Origin of the sequence: Pseudomonas sp. RIT-PI-AD (assembly GCF_025642785.1) — a bacterium.
Taxonomy (GTDB): Bacteria; Pseudomonadota; Gammaproteobacteria; order Pseudomonadales; family Pseudomonadaceae; genus Pseudomonas_T.
Window position 1 is genome coordinate 276766 of the sequence record NZ_JANZKU010000001.1, and the last position, 23382, is coordinate 300147.

Annotated in this window: 19 protein-coding genes and 1 pseudogene; all 20 read left to right on the forward strand. The window is 64.4% G+C overall.

The genetic code is table 11. The features are described from left to right. Positions 1-32 precede the first annotated feature (32 nt). The 20 genes and pseudogenes from OGL92_RS01300 (at position 33) to fliL (ending at position 23376) form a co-directional block, all read left to right on the forward strand. A complete protein-coding gene (locus tag OGL92_RS01300) occupies positions 33-3629 on the forward strand; it encodes a glycosyltransferase (RefSeq protein ID WP_263139221.1) in 3597 nt (1198 codons plus the stop codon). A 253-nt stretch (positions 3630-3882) separates the two neighbouring features. Next, positions 3883-5325: a flagellin gene (locus OGL92_RS01305; RefSeq protein ID WP_263139224.1), complete on the forward strand. Its 1443-nt coding sequence runs from the start codon at positions 3883-3885 to the stop codon at positions 5323-5325. A gap of 77 nt (positions 5326-5402) precedes the next feature. Continuing rightward, entirely contained in the window at positions 5403-5762 is a 360-nt protein-coding gene (locus tag OGL92_RS01310; RefSeq protein WP_263139226.1) for a flagellar protein FlaG, read from the forward strand. Between the two features lie 82 nt (positions 5763-5844). Then, the gene (fliD, locus tag OGL92_RS01315) at positions 5845-7329 is read left to right on the forward strand and encodes a flagellar filament capping protein FliD (RefSeq protein WP_263139227.1); all 1485 of its coding nucleotides are present in this window, start codon (positions 5845-5847) and stop codon (positions 7327-7329) included. Positions 7330-7499: 170 nt separating this feature from the next. Continuing rightward, the gene (gene fliS, locus OGL92_RS01320) at positions 7500-7880 is read left to right on the forward strand and encodes a flagellar export chaperone FliS (RefSeq protein WP_263139230.1); all 381 of its coding nucleotides are present in this window, start codon (positions 7500-7502) and stop codon (positions 7878-7880) included. A gap of 17 nt (positions 7881-7897) precedes the next feature. Then, positions 7898-8194 (forward strand): flagellar protein FliT, encoded by a 297-nt coding sequence (locus OGL92_RS01325; protein ID WP_263139238.1) that lies wholly within the window; start codon positions 7898-7900, stop codon positions 8192-8194. 181 nt (positions 8195-8375) lie between these two features. Further along, the gene (locus OGL92_RS01330) at positions 8376-9851 is read left to right on the forward strand and encodes a sigma-54 dependent transcriptional regulator (protein WP_263139245.1); all 1476 of its coding nucleotides are present in this window, start codon (positions 8376-8378) and stop codon (positions 9849-9851) included. Between the two features lie 223 nt (positions 9852-10074). Next, positions 10075-11220: pseudogene (locus OGL92_RS01335) on the forward strand (ATP-binding protein); the annotation flags it as partial. Between the two features lie 5 nt (positions 11221-11225). Further along, positions 11226-12647 carry a sigma-54 dependent transcriptional regulator gene (locus OGL92_RS01340; protein ID WP_263139250.1) on the forward strand — a complete coding sequence of 474 codons (1422 nt, stop codon included), beginning with the start codon at positions 11226-11228 and terminating at the stop codon, positions 12645-12647. A gap of 251 nt (positions 12648-12898) precedes the next feature. Next, positions 12899-13228 carry a flagellar hook-basal body complex protein FliE gene (fliE, locus tag OGL92_RS01345; RefSeq protein WP_263139256.1) on the forward strand — a complete coding sequence of 110 codons (330 nt, stop codon included), beginning with the start codon at positions 12899-12901 and terminating at the stop codon, positions 13226-13228. A 14-nt stretch (positions 13229-13242) separates the two neighbouring features. Next, positions 13243-15024: a flagellar basal-body MS-ring/collar protein FliF gene (gene fliF / locus OGL92_RS01350; RefSeq protein ID WP_263139258.1), complete on the forward strand. Its 1782-nt coding sequence runs from the start codon at positions 13243-13245 to the stop codon at positions 15022-15024. Continuing rightward, positions 15017-16033, forward strand: a complete 1017-nt coding sequence (fliG, locus tag OGL92_RS01355) for a flagellar motor switch protein FliG (RefSeq protein ID WP_263139261.1) — start codon at positions 15017-15019, stop codon at positions 16031-16033. Before fliF ends, fliG begins: the two co-directional genes overlap by 8 nt. A 15-nt stretch (positions 16034-16048) precedes the next feature. Then, a complete protein-coding gene (gene fliH, locus OGL92_RS01360) occupies positions 16049-16879 on the forward strand; it encodes a flagellar assembly protein FliH (RefSeq protein ID WP_263139263.1) in 831 nt (276 codons plus the stop codon). Continuing rightward, the gene (fliI, locus tag OGL92_RS01365) at positions 16869-18224 is read left to right on the forward strand and encodes a flagellar protein export ATPase FliI (protein WP_263139266.1); all 1356 of its coding nucleotides are present in this window, start codon (positions 16869-16871) and stop codon (positions 18222-18224) included. The genes fliH and fliI overlap by 11 nt, the downstream gene beginning before the upstream one ends. 6 nt (positions 18225-18230) lie before the next feature. Further along, positions 18231-18680 (forward strand): flagellar export protein FliJ, encoded by a 450-nt coding sequence (fliJ, locus tag OGL92_RS01370; protein WP_263139267.1) that lies wholly within the window; start codon positions 18231-18233, stop codon positions 18678-18680. Between the two features lie 76 nt (positions 18681-18756). Next, the gene (locus OGL92_RS01375; protein WP_263139270.1) at positions 18757-19062 is read left to right on the forward strand and encodes an STAS domain-containing protein; all 306 of its coding nucleotides are present in this window, start codon (positions 18757-18759) and stop codon (positions 19060-19062) included. A gap of 11 nt (positions 19063-19073) precedes the next feature. Continuing rightward, the gene (locus OGL92_RS01380; protein ID WP_263139278.1) at positions 19074-20771 is read left to right on the forward strand and encodes a fused response regulator/phosphatase; all 1698 of its coding nucleotides are present in this window, start codon (positions 19074-19076) and stop codon (positions 20769-20771) included. Positions 20772-20807: 36 nt separating this feature from the next. Next, entirely contained in the window at positions 20808-21158 is a 351-nt protein-coding gene (locus tag OGL92_RS01385; protein ID WP_263139286.1) for an Hpt domain-containing protein, read from the forward strand. 87 nt (positions 21159-21245) lie between these two features. Further along, positions 21246-22637, forward strand: coding sequence for a flagellar hook-length control protein FliK (locus tag OGL92_RS01390; protein WP_263139291.1), 1392 nt, complete (start codon positions 21246-21248; stop codon positions 22635-22637). 211 nt (positions 22638-22848) lie between these two features. After that, positions 22849-23376, forward strand: coding sequence for a flagellar basal body-associated protein FliL (gene fliL, locus OGL92_RS01395; protein ID WP_263139293.1), 528 nt, complete (start codon positions 22849-22851; stop codon positions 23374-23376). Positions 23377-23382 lie beyond the last annotated feature (6 nt).

Here is a 23382-nt window from a genome sequence, read left to right on the forward strand (position 1 = left end):
CAAAGCGTCAATCTCCCGACTAGTGAGCGAACATGGCCAATTCTCCCGTGGTAACCCCGTCTCCCAGCCAGTCCACCCGCGCGTTGTTCGCCAAACGTCCCAATCCCTACTACATCATGGCCGCCGATTACCGGCGCAACTCCGCCGGCATCCGCGTGTTGCACATGCTCTGCGACGCGCTGATCCGTTCCGGCCATGAAGCCTACATCTATGCCCAGGTGATGAGTCCGGACCTGATGACGCCCCGCCTGACCGACCTGGTGGTGGAGCTGCACAAGACCGCGGGGATCGAGCCCATCGTGGTCTACCCGGAAGTCATGGACGGCAACCCGCTGAAGGCCAACACCGTCGTCCGCTACCTGCTGAACAAGCCCGGCTTCATCGAGGGCAGCGGGGTCTACGATCCCGACGATCTGGTGTTCGCCTACACCAAGGGGTTGACGCAATACGGGGCGAAACCGGAAAACGTGCTTTTCCTGCCGGCGGTCGACCTGCGGGTTTTCCAGCCGCCGCAGAACCCCGCGACGCGGGTGCGCGGCAAGGTCTGCTACTACAAGGGGCGTCGCGGCCACGCCGAGATCGACGCTTCGCTGTTGCCGCCGGACGCGGTGGAAATCACCCCGCAATGGCCCGAGTCCTGGGAGAGCCTGGCGGCGCTGTTCCAGCAGTGCGAATACCTGTATTGCGGCGAGGCCTCCGGCCTGGTGCTGGAGGCGGCCCTGTGCGGTTGCCTCGGGGTGATCGTGCCCAACCCGGCGGCGCCCCATCTCATCGCGCCGGACGAAACCGGCATGTACGGGCTGGCCTGGGGCCTCGAGAAGGCCGAAATCGAGCGGGCCCGCGCCACCTTGCCGCTGTTGCGGGAAAAGCTCGAGGCGGAGGCGCGGGCCTTCTGGCCGCAGCTGGACCATTTCATCGCGGTCACCCAGGCGGCTGCCGCGGAATTCGCCCGATACGGCCATCAACTGCGCTTCCAGCGCAACCTGGAGCGCTGGCTGGCATCCCGCACGCCCAATGCGGAGCAGACCCGGCTGATCGAGCGGCACCTGCTGCCGGCCGGCGCAGAGCCGAGGATCGGTATCCTGCTGCTGGCGGACGAAGGCCAGGCGGAGGCCCTGGCCGACACCCTGCGCAGTCTCGAGGAGGGGCGCTACCGGCAGGTGACCCTGCATCTGCTCGCGGCCGACGGCGTCGACATCCCCGCCACCTCGTTGCCGGTGCGCCTCCATGCCAGGCAGGCGGACACCATCGCCTCGCTGAATGCCGCGATCGCCGCCAGCGATGACCAATGGCTGATGGTGGCCCGCGCCGGCGACCAGTTCACCCCGGCCGGCTTGCAAATGCTGGCGGTCGAGCTGACCCAGGCGGCGGACTGCCGGGCGATCTTCGCCGACGAATTCCATCGCGGTCCCGACGGCTTTCTCGGCGCGGCCTTCCGTCCGGCCTTCAACCTCGACCTGCTGCTGAGTTTCCCGGCCGCCCATGCGCGCCACTGGCTGTTCCGCCGCGACGTGCTGGACGGGCTCGGCGGCTTCGACGCCGACTTCGCCGGCGCGGCGGAGCTCGACCTGTTGCTGCGGCTGGTGGAGCAGGGCGGTCTGGTCGGTCTCGGCCACGTCGACGAGGTGCTGTTGAGCACCGACGCGCCGTTGCTGGCCGACAACCCCGACGAGCGCCGGGCCATTGAGCGGCACCTGGGTGCCCGTGGCTACCAGGCCGAGGTGCTCAGCGAACTGCCGGGTCGTTATCGCATCGACTATCGCCACGCCGACACTCCGCTGGTGTCGATCCTGGTGAGCGCCGACCGACGCCTGCCGGTCTTGCGTCAGTGCGTGGAAAGTCTGCTGGAAAAGACCGGCTATCCCCGTTTCGAGCTGCTGATCCTCGAAGGCGGCGACGCCGACGCGGAAGTACGCGATTGGCTGGCCGGTATCGCCGGGCTCGGCAGCGACCAGGTCCGGGTGGTCGGTTCCGCGTCCGCGCGTTCGCAGCCGGCGCTGCTCAACCTGGGGGCCCGCGAGGCGCTCGGCGATTATCTGGTGTTGCTGGAAAGCGACTCGATCATCATCCACGCCCATTGGCTGACGCAACTGATCAACCACGGCTTGCGTCCCGAAGTGGGCGTGGTCGGCGGCAAGGTGCTGTCTTCCGACGGGCGCATCCAGCACGCGGGCCTGATCCTCGGGCTGAATGGCCCGGCGGACCGGCCCTTCGTCGGCCAGCCCCTGGAGACCCCGGGCTACATGCAGCGGCTGCAAGTAGACCAGGACTACACCGCGGTGAGCGCCGCCTGCCTGATGGTGCGCCGCTCGGTATTCGACGAGGTCGGCGGTCTCGACGAGGCGTTGCAATACAGCCAGTTCGATGTCGATCTCTGCCTGCGCGTGCGTGAGGTCGGCTACCTGACGGTGTGGACGCCGCATTGCGTGGTGGTCACCGACGGTGGCGTGAGCCACGAGCAGTCCGGCGCCTGGAGCAGCGAAAAGCGCGAGCAAGTGGAGCGGGAGAAGGGCCTGATGTACAGCCGCTGGCTGCCGGTGCTGGCCAATGACCCGGCGTATAACCGCAACCTGTCGATCGTCAGCTCCGGCTTCGATTTCGACCATGTCCGCGACCGGAGCTGGGACCCCTTGCCGATCGCCGGGCTGCCCCGGGTGCTGGCTTACCCGGCGGATCATTTCGGCTGCGGTCACTACCGGGTGATCCAGCCGTTCAAGGCGCTCCAGGAAGCCGGGCTGATCCAGGGCCAGATCAGCGATCGCTACCATTCCCTGGTCGAACTGGAGCGTTTCCAGCCGGACGTCCTGCTGCTGCAGCGGCAGATCCGCGACGAGAACCTTGCCGCGATATCCGAGGTGCGCACGTTTTCCCGGGCGTTCAAGGTCTTCGAGCTGGACGATTACCTGCCGAACCTGCCGCTGAAGAGCGTGCACCGCGCCACCATGCCCAAGGACATCGTCAAGTCGCTGCGGCGAGTGATCGCCCTGACCGACCGCCTGGTGTTGTCCACCGAAGCCCTGGCGGAAAGCTTCGCCGACCTGCACGGCACCATCCGGGTCGTGGCCAACACCTTGCCGGTGCACTGGTGGGGCCACCTGCAGAGCCGCCGCAACGTGGGCGACAAGCCTCGCATCGGCTGGGGCGGCGGTGCCAGCCATACCGGCGACCTGGAACTGATCTTCGACGTGGTCCGCGAACTGGCCGACCGGGTGGACTGGGTGTTCTTCGGCATGTGCCCGGACAAGCTGCGCCCCTACGTCAAGGAATACCACCCTGGGGTTTCCATCGACGAGTACCCGGCCAAGCTCGCCAGCCTGGACCTCGACCTGGCCCTGGCGCCGCTGGAGCAGAACCTGTTCAACGAGTGCAAGAGCAACCTGCGCCTGCTGGAATACGGCGCCTGCGCCTATCCGGTGATCTGCAGCGACGTGCGCTGCTTCCGGGGCGACCTGCCGGTGACCCGGGTAAAGAATCGTTTCAAGGACTGGATGGATGCGATCCAGCAGCACCTGGCCGATCCCGAGGCCTCGGCCGCGCAGGGCAGGGCGCTGCGCGAATGCGTGCATCGCGACTGGATGTTGTCCGGGGAAAACCTGCGTCGCTGGCAAGCGGCCTGGCTGCCCGATTGAAAAGTCACGGTAGGTGAAAGGCCAGATAGAAGCGATCGGCTAAAGTTGGAGGACTTCGTGTCGATAGCTTCGGTGACGGCTTTCACCCCAAGCGCTTGTCAAGGCAGAAGGGAGAAAAAAAGTTCTCCAGGGCTCTAAAGGTCCAGGCGGGAACGCCGATAAAGACTACGAATGCGAACTTTAGGTACGCCTGAGCAACAGGCCCGGAGTCGCAAGCTCAGGCAATCAGCTAGGTCCTTCGGAGGACATCATCATGGCCTTGACAGTTAATACAAACATCTCCTCGCTGAACACTCAGCGCAACCTGAACGCTTCCTCGGGTGCCTTGAGCACCTCGTTGCAGCGTTTGTCCACCGGTAACCGTATTAACAGCGCCAAGGACGATGCGGCCGGCCTGCAGATCTCCAACCGTTTGACCAACCAGATCAGCGGTCTGAACGTTGCTTCCCGCAACGCCAACGACGGCATCTCCCTGGCGCAAACCGCTGAAGGTGCGTTGCAGCAGTCCACCAACATCCTGCAGCGGATCCGCGACCTGTCCATCCAGGCAGCCAACGGCTCCAACAGCGACACCGACCGTGCCGCCCTGCAGAAAGAAGTGTCGGCGCAGCAAGCTGAACTGACCCGTATCGCCGATACCACCACCTTCGGTGGTCGTAAGCTGCTCGACGGTTCGTTCGGTACTTCCAGCTTCCAAGTAGGTTCCAACGCCTACGAAACCATCGACGTGAGCCTGAAGGATGCTTCTTCGACCGCCATCGGTTCCTATCAACTGGGTTCCAGCAGCGGCGCGGCTTCCGGTTCTGTCGCCGGTAGCGTGAGCACTGCGACCGGTGCGCTGTTCGCCGGTGCGAGTGGTGTCAGCGTGACAGGCGGTGGCAAGACCGAAACCGTCGATCTGAGCGCTGCCACCAGTGCCAAAGACGCGGCCAAGCTGCTCGATGGCTCGGTCCAAGGTCTCAGCGCTTCGGCACGTACCGTGTTCACCGCGTCGGTGTCCGGTTCGGCGTCGGGTACTCCGATCGATCTGACCTTCAAGGTCGGCGACCGCGATACCATCACGCTGTCCGGTATCACTTCGACTTCGGATCTGGCGGATCAGCTGAACTCCAACTCGTCCAAACTCGGCCTGACCGCCAACCTGGACAGCAAGGGTACACTGACCATCACCTCCAGCAGCGGTGAGAACGTACAGATCGGTGGCGGCGGTGCAACCAGCGTGACCGTAGCTGTACAGGGTTCCGACGGTAAAGCGTTGGCCAGCGGCGCGGCACTCTCTTCGGGTACCAACACCGTTGTCGGTACAGTCCAGTTGAACGCCTCGTCTTCCTACTCGGTAACGGGCGCCACTGAACTGTTCGGGAACACTGCGGCAACCAAGAACACCGTCGACAAAGTGGACATCTCTACCGCCGAGGGTGCTCAGAGCGCGATCGCAGTGATCGACCAGGCGTTGGCCAGTATCGACTCTCAACGAGCCGATCTGGGTGCGGTGCAAAACCGCTTCACCAACACCATCGATAACCTGACCAACATCGCCGAGAACGCCGATGCTGCCCGTAGCCGGATCAAGGACACCGACTTCGCCGCGGAAACTGCGACTCTGTCGAAAAACCAAGTGCTGCAACAGGCGGGTACCGCTATCCTGGCCCAAGCCAACCAGTTGCCGCAGTCTGTCCTCAGCCTGCTGAGATAAGGGCTGAGTCATAGCCTAGAGGCAAGGGGGAAGAGGCGACTCTTCCCCCTCTTTTGGTCTTTGTGAGGTACTGAAAAATGGACGTTGCGAACATCAACAATCTCTCCACGTTCAAGACCTCCGTCCCTGTGTCCGTTTCGACGGGGCCGATTCAGGCTTCCTCACAAACCGAGGATGGACAAAGCAACGGAACAACCCAGTCAGGCGATGCTTCGCGCGAAAACGTGAAGGGTGCGGTAGCCGAGATCCAGTCGTTCGTGCAAAACGTGAATCGCTATCTGAATTTCAACGTGGATGAATCCAGTGGCGACATCGTGGTCAAAGTGATGGATGCCGACTCAGGGCAGTTGATTCGTCAGATTCCTTCTGAAGAAGTGTTGCGGCTCGCAGAGCGCCTCGATGACGTTCGTAGTCTGATGTTCGAAACGAAAGCCTGATCAGGTGGCGCGTTTTTTGATTGCTCAATCCTAAACGGGCTGAACACGGACCCCGAAGACAGTTTATTGACGGAGGTGCAGCATGGCCACATCAGGAATTACTACCGGGATCGCTTCCGGTATCAACATCAAGGACATCGTCGACGCGTCGGTGGCCGCGGAAAAAGCGCCCAAGCAAAACCAGATCACTAAGGTTTCCAGCCAGGCGACTACCAAGCTGACCGCGCTCGGCACCTTGAAGAGTGCCATCAGCAATTTCCAGACTGCCTTGGCCACGCTCAACAGCCCATCGTCCTTTCTGGCACGTACGGCGTCCTCCTCCAATACCACTGCGTTGACCGCCGATTCGAGCGTCAGCGCCGTTGCGGGTTCCTACAAGATCGAGGTCTCGCAACTGGCCTCGAACAGTAAGGTGGCGCTTGCCGCCGTAGCGGGTGGCAGTACCGCGAAATTCAACGAAGGTACCCTCCAGATCGATGTGGGCGGTACCGAGGCGTTGAACGTAACGGTCGATAGCACCAACAACACCCTCGCGGGCATTCGCGATGCGATCAACAAGCAAGGCGCTGGAGCAGGCTTGACCGCCACCATCGTGACGGACAGCCAAGGCTCGCGCCTGGTGATTAACAGTAACAAGACAGGCGATGGCAAGGACATTACCGTTACCGGCAACAGCGCGGCCGGCAGCGACAACTCCTTGGGCGATCTGACTTTTCCGGGCCCGACCCTGACAGCGCCGGATGCCAACGATTACGGCACTACCGACGAATACAATGCTGCCAAGGCCGACTACGATACGGCCGTCGCCAAGGCTGGCAAGACGCTGTCGAGTTCGCAGAGCGCCAAGCTGACCATCGATGGCCTATCGGTGGTGAGCGACAGCAATACCATCACCGACGCTATCGATGGTGTCAGTCTCAACCTCAAGGCGAAGACGACTGCGGATACACCGCTGACGCTTACCATCGCGGAAGACACCGGCACCGTCAAAAGCAACGTGCAGAAGTTCGTCGACTCCTATAACACCCTGATCGGTGTCATCAGCGCGCAGACCAAGGTCACCCCCGTCACCAACAGTTCGCCCGTGGTCGGCGCCCTGGTGGGCGACGCCACTGCGCGTACGCTCCTGAGCGGCGTACGCAACGAGCTCGTGGCGCCGCAGAGTGGCGGCACCTTCAGTGCACTGGCGGAGTTGGGGATCACTACCCAGGCCGACGGCACCCTCAAGCTGGATAGCGACAAGCTGGACAAGGCCGTTGCCAAGGATTTCAGTGGCATTTCCGACTACTTCACCGGCGATTCCGGGCTGGCCAGCCGGCTCACCGCCAAGCTGGATCCGTTCACCAAGAGTAACGGCGTCATCGAGCAACGCACGACCATCCTGCAGAAGACCATCAAGGATAACGATGCGGCGCAGGTTTCGCTCAACGCTCGGATGACAGCCCTATCCACGCGTCTGTATGCCCAGTACACCGCCATGGACTCGCTGATTTCGAAGCTGAATACTACTTCCTCCAGCCTGGCCTCGACCCTGGCCTCGCTTCCCGGGGTCGTAAAAAGCTCATAAATACAGATGAAACAGAGCCGCGATCCGGGTCATTCCGGAGCGCGGCTTTTTGCTTTCGAACCCCGTCGCCGGCACTCATAAAACATTTAAAAAACGTTTAAAGCTCCTGCAGGTCCAGCCGATATCTTGAATATCGAAATTGCAACGGCTGAAGCACAAGGGGCGGTGACATGAGCGCGATGATGGCTATCAAGCAATACCAGCAAGTAGGTGTCCAGGCGCAGGTCGCAGAGGCCAGCCCGCACCGCCTGATTCAAATGCTCATGCAGGGCGGTCTCGAACGTCTTGCGCAGGCGCAGGGCGCCTTGCAGCGCGACCAGGGTGCTCTCAAGGGTGAACTGATCGGCAAGACCATCAGCATCATTGGCGGACTGCGCGAAGCCCTGGACTTCACCAAGGGCGGCGAGATCGCGGTCAACCTGGACGGCCTGTACGCTTACATGATCGCTCGCCTGCTCGAGGCCAACCGGGTCAATGACGGTTCCATGCTGGAAGAAGTCTCTGGCCTGCTGCGTGAAGTCAAAACCGGTTGGGACGCCATCGCGTCCTGAACCCTGGAGGGATTCTCATGGGAAATGCAATGCGGCACATCGAAGAGACACGGTTGGCATTGAGCGACGCTTTGGTCAATTCGGATTGGGAGCGCATCGGCGACCTCGATCTGGTCTGCCGCCGCCAGGTCGAAGATGCCTTGGTGGAAAGCGTTGGCCAGGAAGAAGCCCTGCGTGTGCAGTTGGAACTGCTGATGGATGTCTACCGGCGGATGACCCAGGCATGCGTAGACGCACGCGATGAAGTGGCCAACGAGCTGGTCATGATCCAGCGTTCCGCCCAGGGAGCGAAAGTCTACGAACTGTTCGGCTGAGGCGCGGACCTCGGCCTTTTCCCTCTTCCTTCCGTTTTATCGGCAAAAAAGCCCGTCATAAAATTGACTAATCGGCGAATTTTGACTTTACTGCTGGCCTAATACTGGCGTTCGTGCCTGTACCCAGGGGTACGAATGCCTTGTCGCGCTACGGTGCGCCAGCCTGTGAGTCCGATGTCCGATGTGGCGTGAAACCAAACTTCTGCTGATTGATGATCATAGTGAGCGCCGCAGGGAGCTCGCGATCATTCTGAATTTCCTCGGCGAGGAGCACCTGGCCTGTACCAGTGCGGATTGGCAGGAGCGGGTCGCTTCGCTCGGCTCCAGTCGCGACGTCCTGGCCGTCCTGCTCGGCGACATCGAGTTCAAGGGCGGCAAGCCCGAATTGCTCAGGCAGCTCGCCGATTGGGACGAATACCTGCCCTTGCTCCTGATCGGAGAGCCCATCCCCAACGATTGGCCGGAAGACGTGCGCCGACGCGTGCTGGCCAGTCTGGAAATGCCGCCGAGCTACAGCAAACTGCTGGACTCCCTGCACCGGACCCAGGTGTACCGGGAAATGTATGACCAGGCCCGTGAGCGCGGCCGCCAGCGTGAGCCCAATCTGTTCCGGAGCCTGGTGGGCACCAGTCGCGCCATCCAGCAGGTTCGGCAGATGATGGAGCAGGTGGCCGATACCGACGCCAGCGTGCTGATCCTGGGCGAGTCAGGGACCGGCAAGGAAGTGGTCGCGCGCAACCTGCATTACCACTCCAAGCGTCGCGATGCGCCCTTCGTACCGGTCAATTGCGGGGCGATACCGGCGGAGCTCCTGGAAAGCGAGCTTTTCGGGCACGAGAAGGGCGCCTTTACCGGCGCCATCACCACCCGGGCCGGGCGCTTCGAAATGGCCAACGGTGGCACCCTGTTCCTCGATGAAATCGGTGACATGCCCCTGCCGATGCAGGTGAAACTGCTGCGCGTGTTGCAGGAGCGGACCTTCGAAAGGGTCGGCAGCAACAAGACGCAAAACGTCGACGTCCGGATCATCGCGGCCACCCACAAGAACCTGGAAAAGATGATCGAGGAGGGCAGCTTCCGCGAGGACCTGTACTACCGCCTCAACGTCTTCCCCATCGAGATGGCGCCACTGCGCGAGCGCATCGAAGACATCCCGTTGCTGATGAACGAACTGATCTCGCGGATGGAGCATGAGAAGCGGGGCTCCATCCGCTTCAATTCCGCCGCGATTTTGTCGCTGTGCCATCACGACTGGGCCGGTAACGTCCGCGAGTTGGCCAATCTGGTCGAGCGCATGGCGATCATGCATCCATACGGAGTGATCGGCGTCACCGAGTTGCCGAAGAAATTCCGCCACATCGAAGACGAGGACCAACAACTGGCGGCCAGCCTGCGGGAAGAATTGGAGGAGCGCAGCGCGATCACCGCCGGTCTTTCCGGGACGAGCACCTCGGCGATGCTTCCGCCCGAGGGGCTGGACCTGAAGGACTATCTCGGCAATCTCGAACAAGGCCTGATCCAGCAGGCGCTGGACGACGCCAATGGCGTGGTCGCGCGCGCCGCCGAGCGCCTTCGCATTCGCCGGACCACGCTGGTGGAAAAGATGCGCAAGTACGGGATGAGTCGCCGCGACGAAGACGACGCGGGCGTCGAATAGACCGCGATTGCCGCTCCGAATAGCCGAAGGATTGACGCCTGCCTTCGGCTGCTTTTTCCAACCGTTTGAAAATAAAGCCTAATTTTTTAGGCACGTTGCTTGCTATGTCTATCTCGACCGACCGTCTTCTGACGGTTCGCCAAGCGAGAGACGACCCATGAAGCAAGCCGCCAGCCAGGAATTCCCCTTCGAGACACCGCCGTCGGAAGCCGATGCGCCGCCGAGCGGACTCGAGCAGACCTTCGCGCTGTTCAACCAGATGTCCGCCCAACTCAGCGAGTCCTACACCCTGCTGGAGGCGCGGGTCAGTGAGTTGAAGGGGCAGTTGGCCCTGGTCAGCGCCCAGCGCATGCAGGAGCTGGCGGAAAAAGAACGGCTGGCCCACCGCCTGCAGAGCCTGCTCGACCTGTTGCCTGGCGGCGTCATCGTGATCGACGGGCAGGGCGTGGTGCGCGAGGCCAATCCGGTGGCGCGTCATCTGCTCGGCCAACCGCTGGCGGGCATGCTCTGGCGGCAGGTGATCAGCCGTTGCTTCTCGCCCCGGGAAGACGACGGTCACGAGATATCCTTGAAGGACGGCCGCCGACTGTCGATCGCCACCTGCTCCCTGCATGGCGAACCCGGGCAACTGGTCCTGCTCACCGACCTGACCGAAACGCGACGCCTGCAGGATCAATTGTCCCGGCACGAGCGATTGTCCGCACTGGGGCGCATGGTGGCCTCGCTGGCCCATCAGATACGTACTCCGCTTTCCGCTGCGTTGCTCTACGCCAGCCACCTCAACGAACAGGCGCTATCGGTGGAACAGCAACAGCGCTTCGCTGGGCGCCTGAAAGAGCGCCTGCACGAGCTCGAACACCAGGTCCGCGACATGCTGGTATTCGCCCGCGGCGAATTGCCGTTGCCCGATCGCCTGGCGCCCAGGGCCTGGTTCGACGCGCTGCGTCACGCCGCCGAGCCCCACGTGGGCGATATGGCGATCCGTTGGCAATGCGACGCCCATCAGGGCGAACTGCTGTGCAATCGCGATACCCTGGTGGGGGCCAGCATCAATCTCATCCAGAACGCCATCCAGGCGGCGGGTCGCGACGCACGCCTGAAGGTTCACCTGTATAGCCGCGATACCCATCTGCACCTGTGCGTGAGCGACGATGGTCCGGGAATCGCGCCGGAGACCCTGGCGCGCCTGGGCGAGCCCTTCTTCACGACGAAAACCACGGGGACCGGTCTGGGCCTGGCCGTGGTCAAGGCCGTCGCGCGCGCCCACCAGGGCGATCTGTCGCTGCGTTCGCGGGTCGGGCGCGGGACCTGCGCCCGACTGACCCTGCCGTTACTGCCCGCGGCGGAAACCTCCGCCTCTCAGGAGTAGAGATCATGGCTGCCAACGTTCTATTGGTCGAAGATGACCGCGCGCTGCGCGAAGCCCTGGGGGACACGCTCAGCCTGTCCGGCCACGCCTACCAGGCCGTCGACTGCGCCGAAGCCGCGCTCGATGCCCTGGCGAGCGCGAGCTACAGCCTGGTCATCAGCGATGTGAACATGCCGGGAATGGACGGCCATCGCCTGCTCGGGGTGATTCGCGCGCGCTATCCGCATTTGCCGGTCCTGCTGATGACCGCCCATGGTGCCGTCGAACGGGCGGTGGACGCGATCCGCCAGGGCGCCGCCGATTACCTGGTCAAGCCCTTCGAGCCGAAGACTCTGCTGGAGCTGGTGGAGCGTCATGCGTTGGGTCGCATCGCGGCCGCCGAGGAGGGCCCCATCGCCGCCGAGCCTGCCAGCCGACAATTGCTCGACCTGGCCGCACGCGTGGCGCGCAGCGACTCCACGGTGCTGATTTCCGGAGAGTCCGGCACCGGCAAGGAAGTCTTGGCACGTTACATCCATCGCCAGTCGGCCCGCGCCGAGAAGCCCTTCATCGCCATCAACTGCGCGGCGATTCCCGACAACATGCTGGAAGCCACGCTGTTCGGCCATGAAAAGGGTGCCTTTACCGGGGCCATCGCCGCGCAGCCGGGCAAGTTCGAACTGGCCGACGGCGGTACCCTGCTGCTCGATGAAATCTCCGAAATGCCCCTGGGCTTGCAGGCCAAGCTGCTGCGTGTCTTGCAGGAGCGTGAGGTCGAGCGGGTTGGCGCGCGCAAACCCATCACCTTGGACATCCGCGTCCTGGCCACCACCAACCGCGACCTGGCTGGCGAAGTGGCGGCGGGGCGGTTCCGCGAAGACCTGTACTACCGGCTCTCGGTGTTTCCGCTGGCGTGGCAAGCGTTGCGGGAGCGGCCGGCGGATATCCTGCCCTTGGCCGAGCGGCTGCTGGCCAAGCACGTCAAAAAAATGAATCACCCCCGTGTGCAGCTTTCCGCCGCAGCACGTGCCAGCCTGCTGGCCTATCCGTGGCCGGGCAACGTGCGCGAACTGGACAACGCGATCCAGCGCGCGCTGATCCTGCAGCAGGGCGGTTGGATCCAGCCCGAGGATCTGTGCCTGGGCACACCGATCGGCCTGTCGGCCGCGGCGGCGCCCGTGCCATTGCGGAGTGCTCCGGCTGCTGCTATCCCCGCGACGACACCCGCGGCCGGTTCCGCACCTCCTGCGGTCGGCGAGGCCGGGGTGCTGGGCGACGATATGCGCCGCCACGAGTTCCAGATGATCATCGACACCTTGCGGGCGGAGCGCGGCCGTCGCAAGGAGGCCGCCGAGCGTCTCGGCATCAGCCCGCGCACCCTGCGTTACAAGCTGGCGCAGATGCGGGATGCCGGCATGGACGTGGAGGCCTATCTCTTCGCCAGTTGACCCCGCTATCGCTGTTGCGTCACCCCGAGCCGGCCCAGGAGCCGGCTCGCCGGTATTCCGACGCGCGCCGTTCGCGCGGCCGCGCGTCAACCTTTCTCCCCGCCACTCCTCGCCGGCATCTTGCTACGTCGAGGCCTCGCCCTCGGGAAACCCCCTGCCACTGGGCCCTTCGCCTGTTTGGCACCCTTGTTGCAATCACCTGCTCATACACCGCGTAGCGTCAAAAAATCTGCGGTCGCTGGAGAAATGTGATGAGCCAGGGTGTCGAGTTCAATCGCCTGATGTTGGAAATGCGCTCCATGCAAATGGATGCCATGGCACGTCCGAAGGCGGCCGTCAGCGCCCCCGAGCCCGGCGCGCCGAGCTTTTCCGAAATGCTCGGCCAGGCCGTCAATAAGGTGAGCGAGACCCAGCAGGTTGCCGGACAGTTGGCCAATGCCTTCGAGATCGGCCAGAGCGGCGTCGACCTGACCGACGTGATGATCGCCTCGCAGAAAGCCAGTGTGTCGTTTCAGGCCATGACCCAAGTGCGCAACAAGCTGGTCCAGGCCTATCAAGACATCATGCAGATGCCGGTTTAAGGGTGAGGTGAGAAATGGCTGAAGCCGCTGTCGCCACCAACGTTCCCGCCAAGGCGGACGTCGAGGAACCGAAGAAGCCGCTGTTCGGGCTGGCGTTCCTGGAAAATCTTTCCGAGATGACCATGCTGCGGCAGATCGGCCTGTTGGTCGGCTTGGCCGCCAGCGTGGCGATCGGCTTCGCCGTGGTCCTCTGGTCGCAACAACCCGACTACCGTCCGCTGTACGGCAGCCTCTCGGGTATGGACGCCAACCAGGTGGTCGAGGCGCTGACCGCCGCCGACATCCCTTACAAGATCGAGCCCAACACCGGCGCGCTGCTGGTGAAGTCCGATGACGTCGCCCGTGCGCGCCTCAAGTTGGCCGGTGCCGGTATCGCGCCGAGCGACGGCAACGTGGGCTTCGAAATCCTCGACAAGGAGCAGGCGCTGGGCACCAGCCAGTTCATGGAGGCGACCAATTACCGGCGCGGCCTGGAAGGCGAGCTGGCCCGTACCATCTCCAGCCTGAACAACGTCAAGGGCGCCCGGGTTCACCTGGCCATTCCGAAAAGCTCGGTGTTCGTCCGCGACGAGCGCAAGCCCAGCGCGTCGGTGCTGGTCGAGCTCTATCCGGGGCGCAGTCTGGAACCCAGCCAGGTGATGGCCATCGTCAACCTGATCGCCGCCAGCGTGCCCGAGCTCAACAAGTCCCAGGTCACCGTGGTCGACCAGAAAGGCAATCTGCTTTCCGACCAACAGGAGCTCTCCGAACTGACCATGGCCGGCAAGCAGTACGACTACACCCGGCGCATGGAAAGCCTGTTCACCCAGCGGGTGCAGAGCATCCTGCAACCGGTACTCGGCAACGGCCGCTACAAGGCCGAGGTGTCCGCCGACGTGGACTTCAGTTCCGTCGAGTCCACCGCCGAGATGTTCAACCCGGACCAGCCGGCGTTGCGCAGCGAACAGAAACTCAACGAGGAACGCCAGGCCGGCCAGGCCACCGGCGGTGTGCCGGGCGCGTTGTCGAACCAGCCGCCGGGACCCGCCACCGCGCCGCAACAGGCCGCTGCCGCGGCCGCCGCTCCGGCGGTGGCGCCGGGTCAGCCGATCCTCAACGACAACGGCCAGCAAATCATCGATCCGGCCACCGGCAAGCCGCTGCTGGCGCCCTATCCCAGCGACAAGCGCGAGCAGGCCACGCGCAACTACGAGCTGGACCGTTCGATCAGCTATACCAAACAGCAACAGGGCCGCCTGCGCCGGCTGTCGGTGGCGGTGGTGCTGGACGACCAGGTGAAGGTGGGCACCAATGGCGAAGCCTCCCATGTGCCCTGGACGGCCGACGAGCTGGCCCGTTTCACTCGCCTGGTGCAGGACGCGGTGGGCTTCGATGCCAGCCGGGGCGATAGCGTCAGCGTGATCAATACACCGTTCATCGTCGACGGTGCCGAACAGGTCGACGAAATCGCGTTCTACCAGCAGCCTTGGTTCTGGGACCTGCTGAAACAGGGCTTCGGGGCGCTGTTCATCCTGATCCTGGTGCTGTTCGTCCTGCGCCCGGCGCTGAACAACATCACCGGCGGCGCCAAGGCCCGCGAGCTGGCGGCGGGCCGCGATGTGGAGCTCGGCGCCATGGGCGGCCTGGAAGGCGAATTGTCCGATGATCGGGTCAGCCTCGGCGGACCGCAGAGCATCATGCTGCCGAGCCCCAGCGAGGGGTATGATGCACAACTGAACGCCATCAAGAGTCTGGTGGCGGAAGATCCGGGCCGTGTGGCCCAGGTAGTCAAAGACTGGATCAACGCCGATGAGTGACAATCGCGGTCCCGCCAAGCTCACCAGGGTCGACAAGGCCGCCATCCTCTTGCTGTCTCTGGGCGAGACGGAAGCCGCGCAGGTGCTGCGGCACCTCGGGCCCAAGGAAGTGCAGCGGGTCGGCGTGGCCATGGCGCAAATGCGCAACATCCACCGCGAGCAGGTGGAGCAGGTGATGGGCGAGTTCGTCGAGATCGTCGGCGACCAGACCAGCCTCGGCGTGGGCGCGGACGGTTACATCCGCAAGATGCTCACCCAGGCCCTCGGCGAGGACAAGGCCGGCAACCTGATCGACCGGATTCTCCTCGGCGGCAGCACCAGCGGCCTCGACAGCCTGAAGTGGATGGAGCCGCGGGCGGTGGCCGACGTGATCCGCTACGAGCACCCGCAGATCCAGGCCATCGTCGTCGCCTACCTCGATCCGGACCAGGCCGGCGAAGTGCTCAGCCATTTCGATCACAAGGTGCGCCTGGACATCATCCTCCGCGTGTCCTCGTTGAATACCGTGCAACCGGCGGCGCTCAAGGAGCTCAACCAGATCCTCGAGAAGCAGTTCTCCGGCAGCGCCAATACCACCCGGGCCACCATGGGTGGGGTCAAGCGCGCGGCGGACATCATGAACTACCTCGACAGTTCGGTGGAGGGCGCGCTGATGGACTCCATCCGCGAGGTCGACGAAGACCTGTCGTCGCAGATCGAGGACCTCATGTTCGTCTTCGACAACCTGGCCGAAGTGGACGATCGCGGCATCCAGGCTTTGCTCCGCGAGGTGTCTTCGGACATCCTGGTGATCGCCCTGAAGGGGGCCGACGAGGCCATCAGGGAAAAAGTCTTCAAGAACATGTCCAAGCGTGCCGCCGAACTGCTGCGCGACGACCTGGAGGCCAAGGGGCCGGTGCGGGTCAGCGAAGTGGAAACGGCGCAGAAAGAAATCCTCACCATCGCACGACGCATGGCCGAGGCCGGGGAAATCGTCCTCGGCGGGGCGGGCGGCGAGGCGATGGTCTAACCGAGCGGCACGGGCATGAACAATAAGGATGCGACCAGCGAACTGATCCGGGCGAAGGACATCGGTGCCTTCGACCGCTGGTCGTTGCCCAGCTTCGATCCGGAGGGCGCGCAGGTCGGCGCCCCGGATGCCGCGCCGGCCACCGCCGAGCAGCAGGAACCCAGCGTCGCGGCAAGCCCCGGCGAGCCCGTCGGCGCGCAGGCACCGGTGGAAGAGGTCGCGCTTGAGGATGTCAAACCGCTGACGCTGGATGAGCTGGAGGCGATCCGCCAGGACGCCTACAACGAGGGCTTCGCCACCGGCGAGAAGGATGGTTTCCGTGCCGGCCAGTTGAAGGCCAAGCAGGAAGCCGACCTGGCCATCGCCGTCAAGTTGCAGCAACTGGAAACCCTGATGGGCAACCTGATGGCGCCGATCGCCGATCAGGACAAACAGATCGAACAGGGGCTCATCGCTTTGCTCGGTCATCTTGCCCGCGAAGTGATCCAGCGCGAGCTTTCCCGCGATTCCAGCCAGATCCGCGTGGTGCTGCGCGAAGCCTTGAAAGTCTTGCCGATGGGCGCGGAGAACGTGCGCATCCACCTCAACCCACAGGATTTCGAAATGGTGAAGGCCTTGCGCGATCGCCACGAAGAGAAGTGGCGCATCCTCGAGGACGAGACCCTGTTGCCCGGCGGCTGCCGCATCGAAAGCGAGCAGAGCCGTATCGACGCCAGCGTGGAAACGCGCCTGAGCCAGGCCTTGAAGCAATTGTTCGCCCAGCAGCGCGAACAGGCCACCCAACCGCCCGCGGCGGACATGTCGATCGACCTGAACCAACCCCAGGGCGCGCCCCATGCGCCTTGAGCGCATCAGCTTCGCCAAGCGCCTGGAGGGCTACAAGGACGCGGTGCATTTGCCCGCCCAGCCGATCGTCGAAGGCCGGCTGCTGCGGATGGTCGGGCTGACCCTCGAAGCCGAGGGCCTGCGCGCGGCAATCGGCAGCCGCTGCGTGGTGATCAACGATGACAGCTATCACCCGGTTCAGGTCGAAGCCGAGGTGATGGGCTTCGCCAACGGGAAAATCTACCTGATGCCGGTCGGCAGCCTGGCCGGTATCGCCCCGGGCGCACGCGTGGTGCCGCTGCCCGATACCGGTCGCTTGCCCATGGGCAAGTCGATGCTCGGTCGCGTGCTGGATGGCGCGGGACGTGCGCTGGACGGCCGCGGGCCGATGCGCGCCGAGGACTGGGTGCCGATGGACGGCCCCACGATCAACCCGCTCAACCGCCATCCGATCAGCGAGCCGCTGGACGTGGGCATCCGTTCCATCAATGGATTGCTGACCGTCGGCCGCGGCCAGCGCCTCGGTCTGTTCGCCGGCACCGGGGTGGGCAAGAGCGTGCTGCTGGGCATGATGACCCGTTTCACCGAGGCGGAAATCGTCGTGGTCGGGTTAATCGGCGAGCGCGGCCGCGAAGTGAAGGAATTCATCGAGAACATCCTCGGCGAAGAGGGCATCAAGCGCTCCGTGGTGGTCGCCTCGCCGGCGGACGATGCGCCGCTGATGCGCCTGCGCGCGGCCATGTACTGCACGCGCATCGCCGAATACTTCCGCGACAAGGGCAAGAACGTCCTGCTGCTGATGGACTCCCTGACCCGCTTCGCCCAGGCCCAGCGGGAGATCGCCCTGGCCATCGGCGAGCCGCCGGCCACCAAGGGCTATCCGCCCTCGGTGTTCGCCCTGTTGCCGAAACTCGTCGAGCGGGCCGGTAACGCCGAGGCGGGCGGCGGCTCGATCACGGCGTTCTATACGGTGCTGTCCGAGGGCGACGACCAGCAGGACCCCATCGCCGACGCCGCGCGGGGCGTGCTCGACGGGCACTTCGTGCTGTCCCGGCGCCTGGCGGAAGAGGGCCATTACCCGGCCATCGACATCGAGGCATCCATCAGCCGGGTGATGCCTCAGGTGGTCAGCGCCGATCACGTGCGCCTGGCCCAGCGCTTCAAGCAACTGTGGTCGCGCTACCAGCAGAGCCGCGACCTGATCAGCGTCGGCGCCTACGTAGCGGGTGGCGACCCGGAAACCGACCAGGCCATCGCCCGCCATCCCCTGATGGCCCAGTATCTGCGCCAGGGCTTGAACGAGAAGTTCGGCCTGGCGGACAGCGCCCAGGGCCTCGCCCAGGTGCTGAGCGTCGGCACGGGCTGATAACCGGTGGCCAACGATCGGGTGACACGACTGGCGCCGGTGGTGGACATGGCGCAGCGCGCCGAGCGCGAAGCCGCCCGCCAACTGGGCCACTGCCAGGGGCTGGTGGGCCAGGCCGAGAACAAGCTGAACGACCTGGAGCGCTACCGCGCCGACTACCAGCAGCAATGGATGGAGGAGGGGCGCCGCGGCGTGTCCGGGCAATGGCTGATGAACTACCAACGGTTCCTCAGCCAGCTGGAAACCGCCATCGGCCAGCAACGCCAGAGTCTGCGCTGGCATCAGGACAACCTCGCCAAGGCGCGCGAGGTCTGGCAGCAGCGCTACGCGCGCCTGGAGGGCCTGCGCAAACTGGTCCAGCGCTACCTCGACGAGGCCCGCTTGGCAGCCGACAAACGCGAGCAGAAACAGCTCGACGACTTCGCGCAGCGACTGAGCGGACGAGAGGAACGCTGATCGCGGTTGCCCTTGGCGTGAGCGGGTGCTAAATCTTGGTCACGCGTTTTCGCATTCAGCTAACAAGGAGCTTCACATGGCCATCACCTCGCTGCCCTCCGCTGATGGGCAAGAGCTGACCATCTCCATTCAGGGACGCTTCGATTTCGGCGCGCATCAGGAATTCAGGGACTCCTACGAGCGAGTCAGCGCCACCCCCGAACGCTATGTGATCGACCTGAAGGGCACCACCTACCTGGACAGCTCCGCGCTGGGCATGCTCCTGCTGTTGCGCGACCACGCCGGCGGCGACGCCGCGCAGATCCAATTGGTCAATTGCAGTCCCGACGTCCGCAAGATCCTCACCATTTCCAACTTCGAACAGCTCTTCAGCATCCACTGAGGGCGGCCAAGGTGCCCCAGCGTTTGTCGATCCTCATCGCCGAGGACAATGCCGCCGACCGCATGCTGCTCTCCACCATCGTCAACCGCCAGGGGCACCGCGCGCTCACCGCCAGCAATGGGCTCGAGGCGGTGGCGCTGTTCCTCCAGGAGCAGCCGCAACTGGTGTTGATGGATGCGCTGATGCCGGTGATGGACGGCTTCGAGGCGGCCCGGCGTATCAAGCAGCTGGCCGGCGAAGAGCTGGTGCCGATCATCTTCCTCACGTCCTTGACCGAGGGCGAAGCCCTGGTGCGCTGCCTGGAGGCGGGCGGCGACGATTTCCTCGCCAAGCCCTACAACCGCGTGATCCTGGAAGCCAAGATCAAGGCCATGGATCGCCTGCGCCGCCTCCAGGCGACCGTGTTGCACCAGCGCGACCTGATCGCCAAGCACAACGAGCACCTGCTCACCGAGCAACGGGTGGCCAAGGCGGTGTTCGACAAGGTGGCCCACTCCGGTTGCCTGAGTTCGCCGAACATCCGCTACCTGCAATCGCCCTACGCCCTGTTCAACGGCGATCTGCTGCTGGCGGCGTTCAAGCCGTCCGGGGGCATGCACGTGCTGCTCGGCGACTTCACCGGCCATGGCCTGCCCGCGGCGATCGGCGCGATGCCGCTGGCCGAGGTGTTCTACAGCATGACCGCCAAGGGCTACGCCATGCGCGACATCCTGCGCGAGGCGAACACCAAGCTGAAACGCATCCTGCCGGTCGGCGTGTTCTGTTGCGCGACGCTGCTCAACCTGAGCTTCCAGCGACGCGTGCTGGAGGTGTGGAACGGCGGCCTGCCCGACGGCTACCTGCACCGCGGGGAGCAGGGCGACGTGGTGCCGCTGGTTTCGCGCCATCTGCCCCTGGGCGTGCTGGAACCGGCCGCCTTCGACGACAAGTACGAGGTGTATCCGCTGGTCACCGGCGATCGGGTTTTCCTCTGGTCCGATGGCGTGCTGGAGACCTGCAATATCGTCGGCGAGCGCTTCGGCGACGACAGGCTGCGCGCGGTGTTCGCCGACAACCAGGAACCGGCTCGCCTGTTCGACGAGATCCAGCAGGCCTTGGTGGATTTCCGCGGCGAGGCCCAGGACGACGTCAGCATGATCGAGCTGAGCCTGGTGGAGGAGAGCGCCCTCAAGCGTCCGACGCAGACGTTCACCGACAACGGGTTACTCGCCCCTCTGGATTGGTCGGCCAGCTTCGAGTTCCGCGCACAGACGCTCAAACGCTTCAACCCGTTGCCCTACCTGATGCAACTGCTGCTGGATATCCAGGGGCTGCGGGGGCAGGCGGGTGCGCTCTATACCGTGTTCGCCGAGCTCTACTCCAATGCCCTGGAGCACGGCGTGATGGGACTGGACTCCTCGCTCAAGCGGGATGCCCAGGGGTTCGCTCGCTACTACCAGGAGCGCAGCACCCGGCTGGCCAACCTGGAGCGGGGCTACATCCGTTTCCATCTGGAGCTGCTGCCGGGCGAGGCGGGCGCCGGCCGCCTGATCATCCGCGTCGAGGACAGCGGGCCGGGCTTCGACGCCCGTACTGCCCTGGCGCAGCCGACCGACGAGCGTCTCTGCGGCCGCGGTTTGCGCCTGATCAGCCAGCTCAGTGCGCGCTGCGACTGGCCGGACGACGGCAAGGGCGTGCGCGTGGAATTCGTCTGGCCCGCCCATGAGTGATCCGATCCCTTCCTTCCTTGCCGGCAGAGCCTGACCATGCCCGATGTCCACCTCGACGACAGCGTGCTGGCGGCCTTGCAGGACGTCATGGAAGAGGAATATCCGGTCCTGCTGGACACCTACCTGCTCGACTCCGAAGAGCGCCTGCGGCTGCTGCGGGAGTCCCAACGCCTGGGCGATATGCAGGCCTTGCGCCTGACCGCGCACAGCTTCAAGGGCAGTTGCAGCAACATGGGCGCGCCGTTGCTGGCGTCCCTGTGCAAGGAGCTGGAGGAGGTCGCGCGCCTGGAGCAGGCCCAGGACGCGCCCATCTGGATCGAGCGCATCGAGCGCGAGTTCGCCATCGTGCGCATCCTGTTCAAGTCCGAGCGCCAGCGCTATCCCTGATCCGTCGGGGTCCGCCCGAGTTGGCCCGGCGCTTGCAATCGTCCGTCCACGAGCCAACCTAACGGTCAGACTGACGGAGAATCCCTTATGTCCGTTGCCCCCGATCTGCTTTTGCAGACCACCCCCGACGTGAAGTCGAAGAGCGCCGCGAAAAGTGCCGCGCGAACCATGCAGGCCAGCGGCAACGAGGCTTCCAGCTTCGCCAACCTGTATGCCAAGGAGCGTCAGGCCAAGCCCGCCGAGCGTAGCGAAAGCACTGCGAAGCCGGCGACGGACAAGAACAAGGGCCCGAAAGCCAAGGAGCCCGCCGACGACACCGCCCAGGGAAACGCCTCGCCGGTTGCCGATAGCGGCAAACCCTTGCCGGCCGAAACCGCCAAGGGCGAGGCGAGTGCCACCGACACGACCCAGGGCGACGGCACCTCCGAGCAGACCGAGGGCGATCCGGTCGCCGTGGACCCAGCCCTCGACCCCTTGCTGTTGATGGCGATGGCCGGGCAGATGCAACCCGCGGTGCCGCCCGTCGCGCCACCGCCCGCCGGTGGCGAGGGCGAAGCCGCCACCGATCTCGACCCGGCCCTCACCGCGCTGGCACCGGCCGTGCCCGCGACTCCGGGCGTGTCCGGCGGTCCTGCGAGCCTGACCGAGGCGAGCCATGATCCGACCCAGGACGAGCTGAACAGCGCGCTGACCGTCAAGCTCACCCTCGAGCAAGGCGCGCAGGCACAGACGCAAAGCGTCATGCCGCAGAGCGCGCTGAATGCGGCCCCGGTGCAGCAGGACACCAGTGCGCAAGCGGATTTCAGCGAGACCATGGCCGCGCTGCTGGGCTCGAACGTGGAAGCCGCCGATGAGCCCGCGGAGGCCGAGGTGGCGCTGGTCGATAGCAAGACGGATGCCATCGACGGTCTCGCCGATCCCCAGCCGGACGCCCGCGACGCATTCGCCAACAAGCTCAATGCCCTGAACCAGGCCATGGGCCAGCAAAGCGCCGCGCAGAAAGCGCCGCCGCTGGTGCCGGGCCAACCGGTGGCGCTGCAGCAGAACGGCTGGAGCGAGGCGGTGGTCGACCGGGTCATGTGGCTGTCCAGCCAGAACCTCAAGTCCGCCGAGATCCAGCTCGACCCGGCCGAACTCGGCCGCCTTGAAGTGCGGGTCAACCTGGGTCAGGACCAGGCGACCCAGGTCACCTTCGCCAGCCCCAATGCCAACGTGCGCGATGCCCTCGAAGGACAGATGCATCGCTTGCGCGAACTGTTTTCCCAGCAGGGCATGAACCAGTTGGACGTGAGCGTCTCCGACCAGTCCCTGAATCGTGGCTGGCAGGGCCAGCAGCAGAGCGGCAACGGTGGCGACGGGAGCGGCAGGGGGAGCGGCCGTGGCACCGACGGCGGCCACGATGAGGTGGCCGTGGGCATCAGCGAAATCCGCCATACCCCGGCCGCGGCCGGCAGGAGCCTGGTGGATTATTACGCCTGAGGCGCATTCCAGCGGTTCGCTGATCTAGACTGAAGAACGCCCGGCCACCGGTGAAAGGTGGCCGGGCGTTCGCGTATGGGGTGACAGCGGGCGACGACACTGGTATATCCGCAGCCCCATCGCATGAGAGCCTAAGCTGAGCCTGTGGCATAACACTTGCTCTCAACCCTTTCAATGCGGGTCGATTCCCCAACAGTGACGGATTATTGGCATGGCCAAGAAAAGCGAGGAGACTCCCGGCGAAGAGAAGCCGGCCGGCAAGAGCAAGCTCAAGCTGATCATCATGATCGTGGTGGCCTTGCTCTTGGTGGTGAGCCTGTCGGTGGGCGGGACCTGGTTCTTCGTCAGCAAGAGCAACAAGGCCGCCGAAGCCAACAAGGACGAAGCGAAGAGCGCCGAGGGCGCGCCCGCCGGCAAGCAAGTCGCGCTGTACGAGCCGATGGCGCCGGCCTTCGTGGTCAACTTCAACCAGAACGGGCGCCAGCGCTACATGCAGGTGAGCCTGTCGCTGATGGGCCGGGACAAGGGCGAAATGGATGCGCTGAAGGTCCATATGCCGCAGCTGCGCAATGAAATGGTCATGCTGTTCTCCAGCCAGGACTTCGATAACCTGGCCTCCCCGGTCGGCAAGGAAATGCTGCGCCAGCAGGCCACGGCCAAGGTGCAGGAGCTGGCCAAGAAGGAAACCGGCAAGCTGACCGTGGAACAGGTGCTTTTCACTAACTTCGTATTGCAGTAAGGCAGA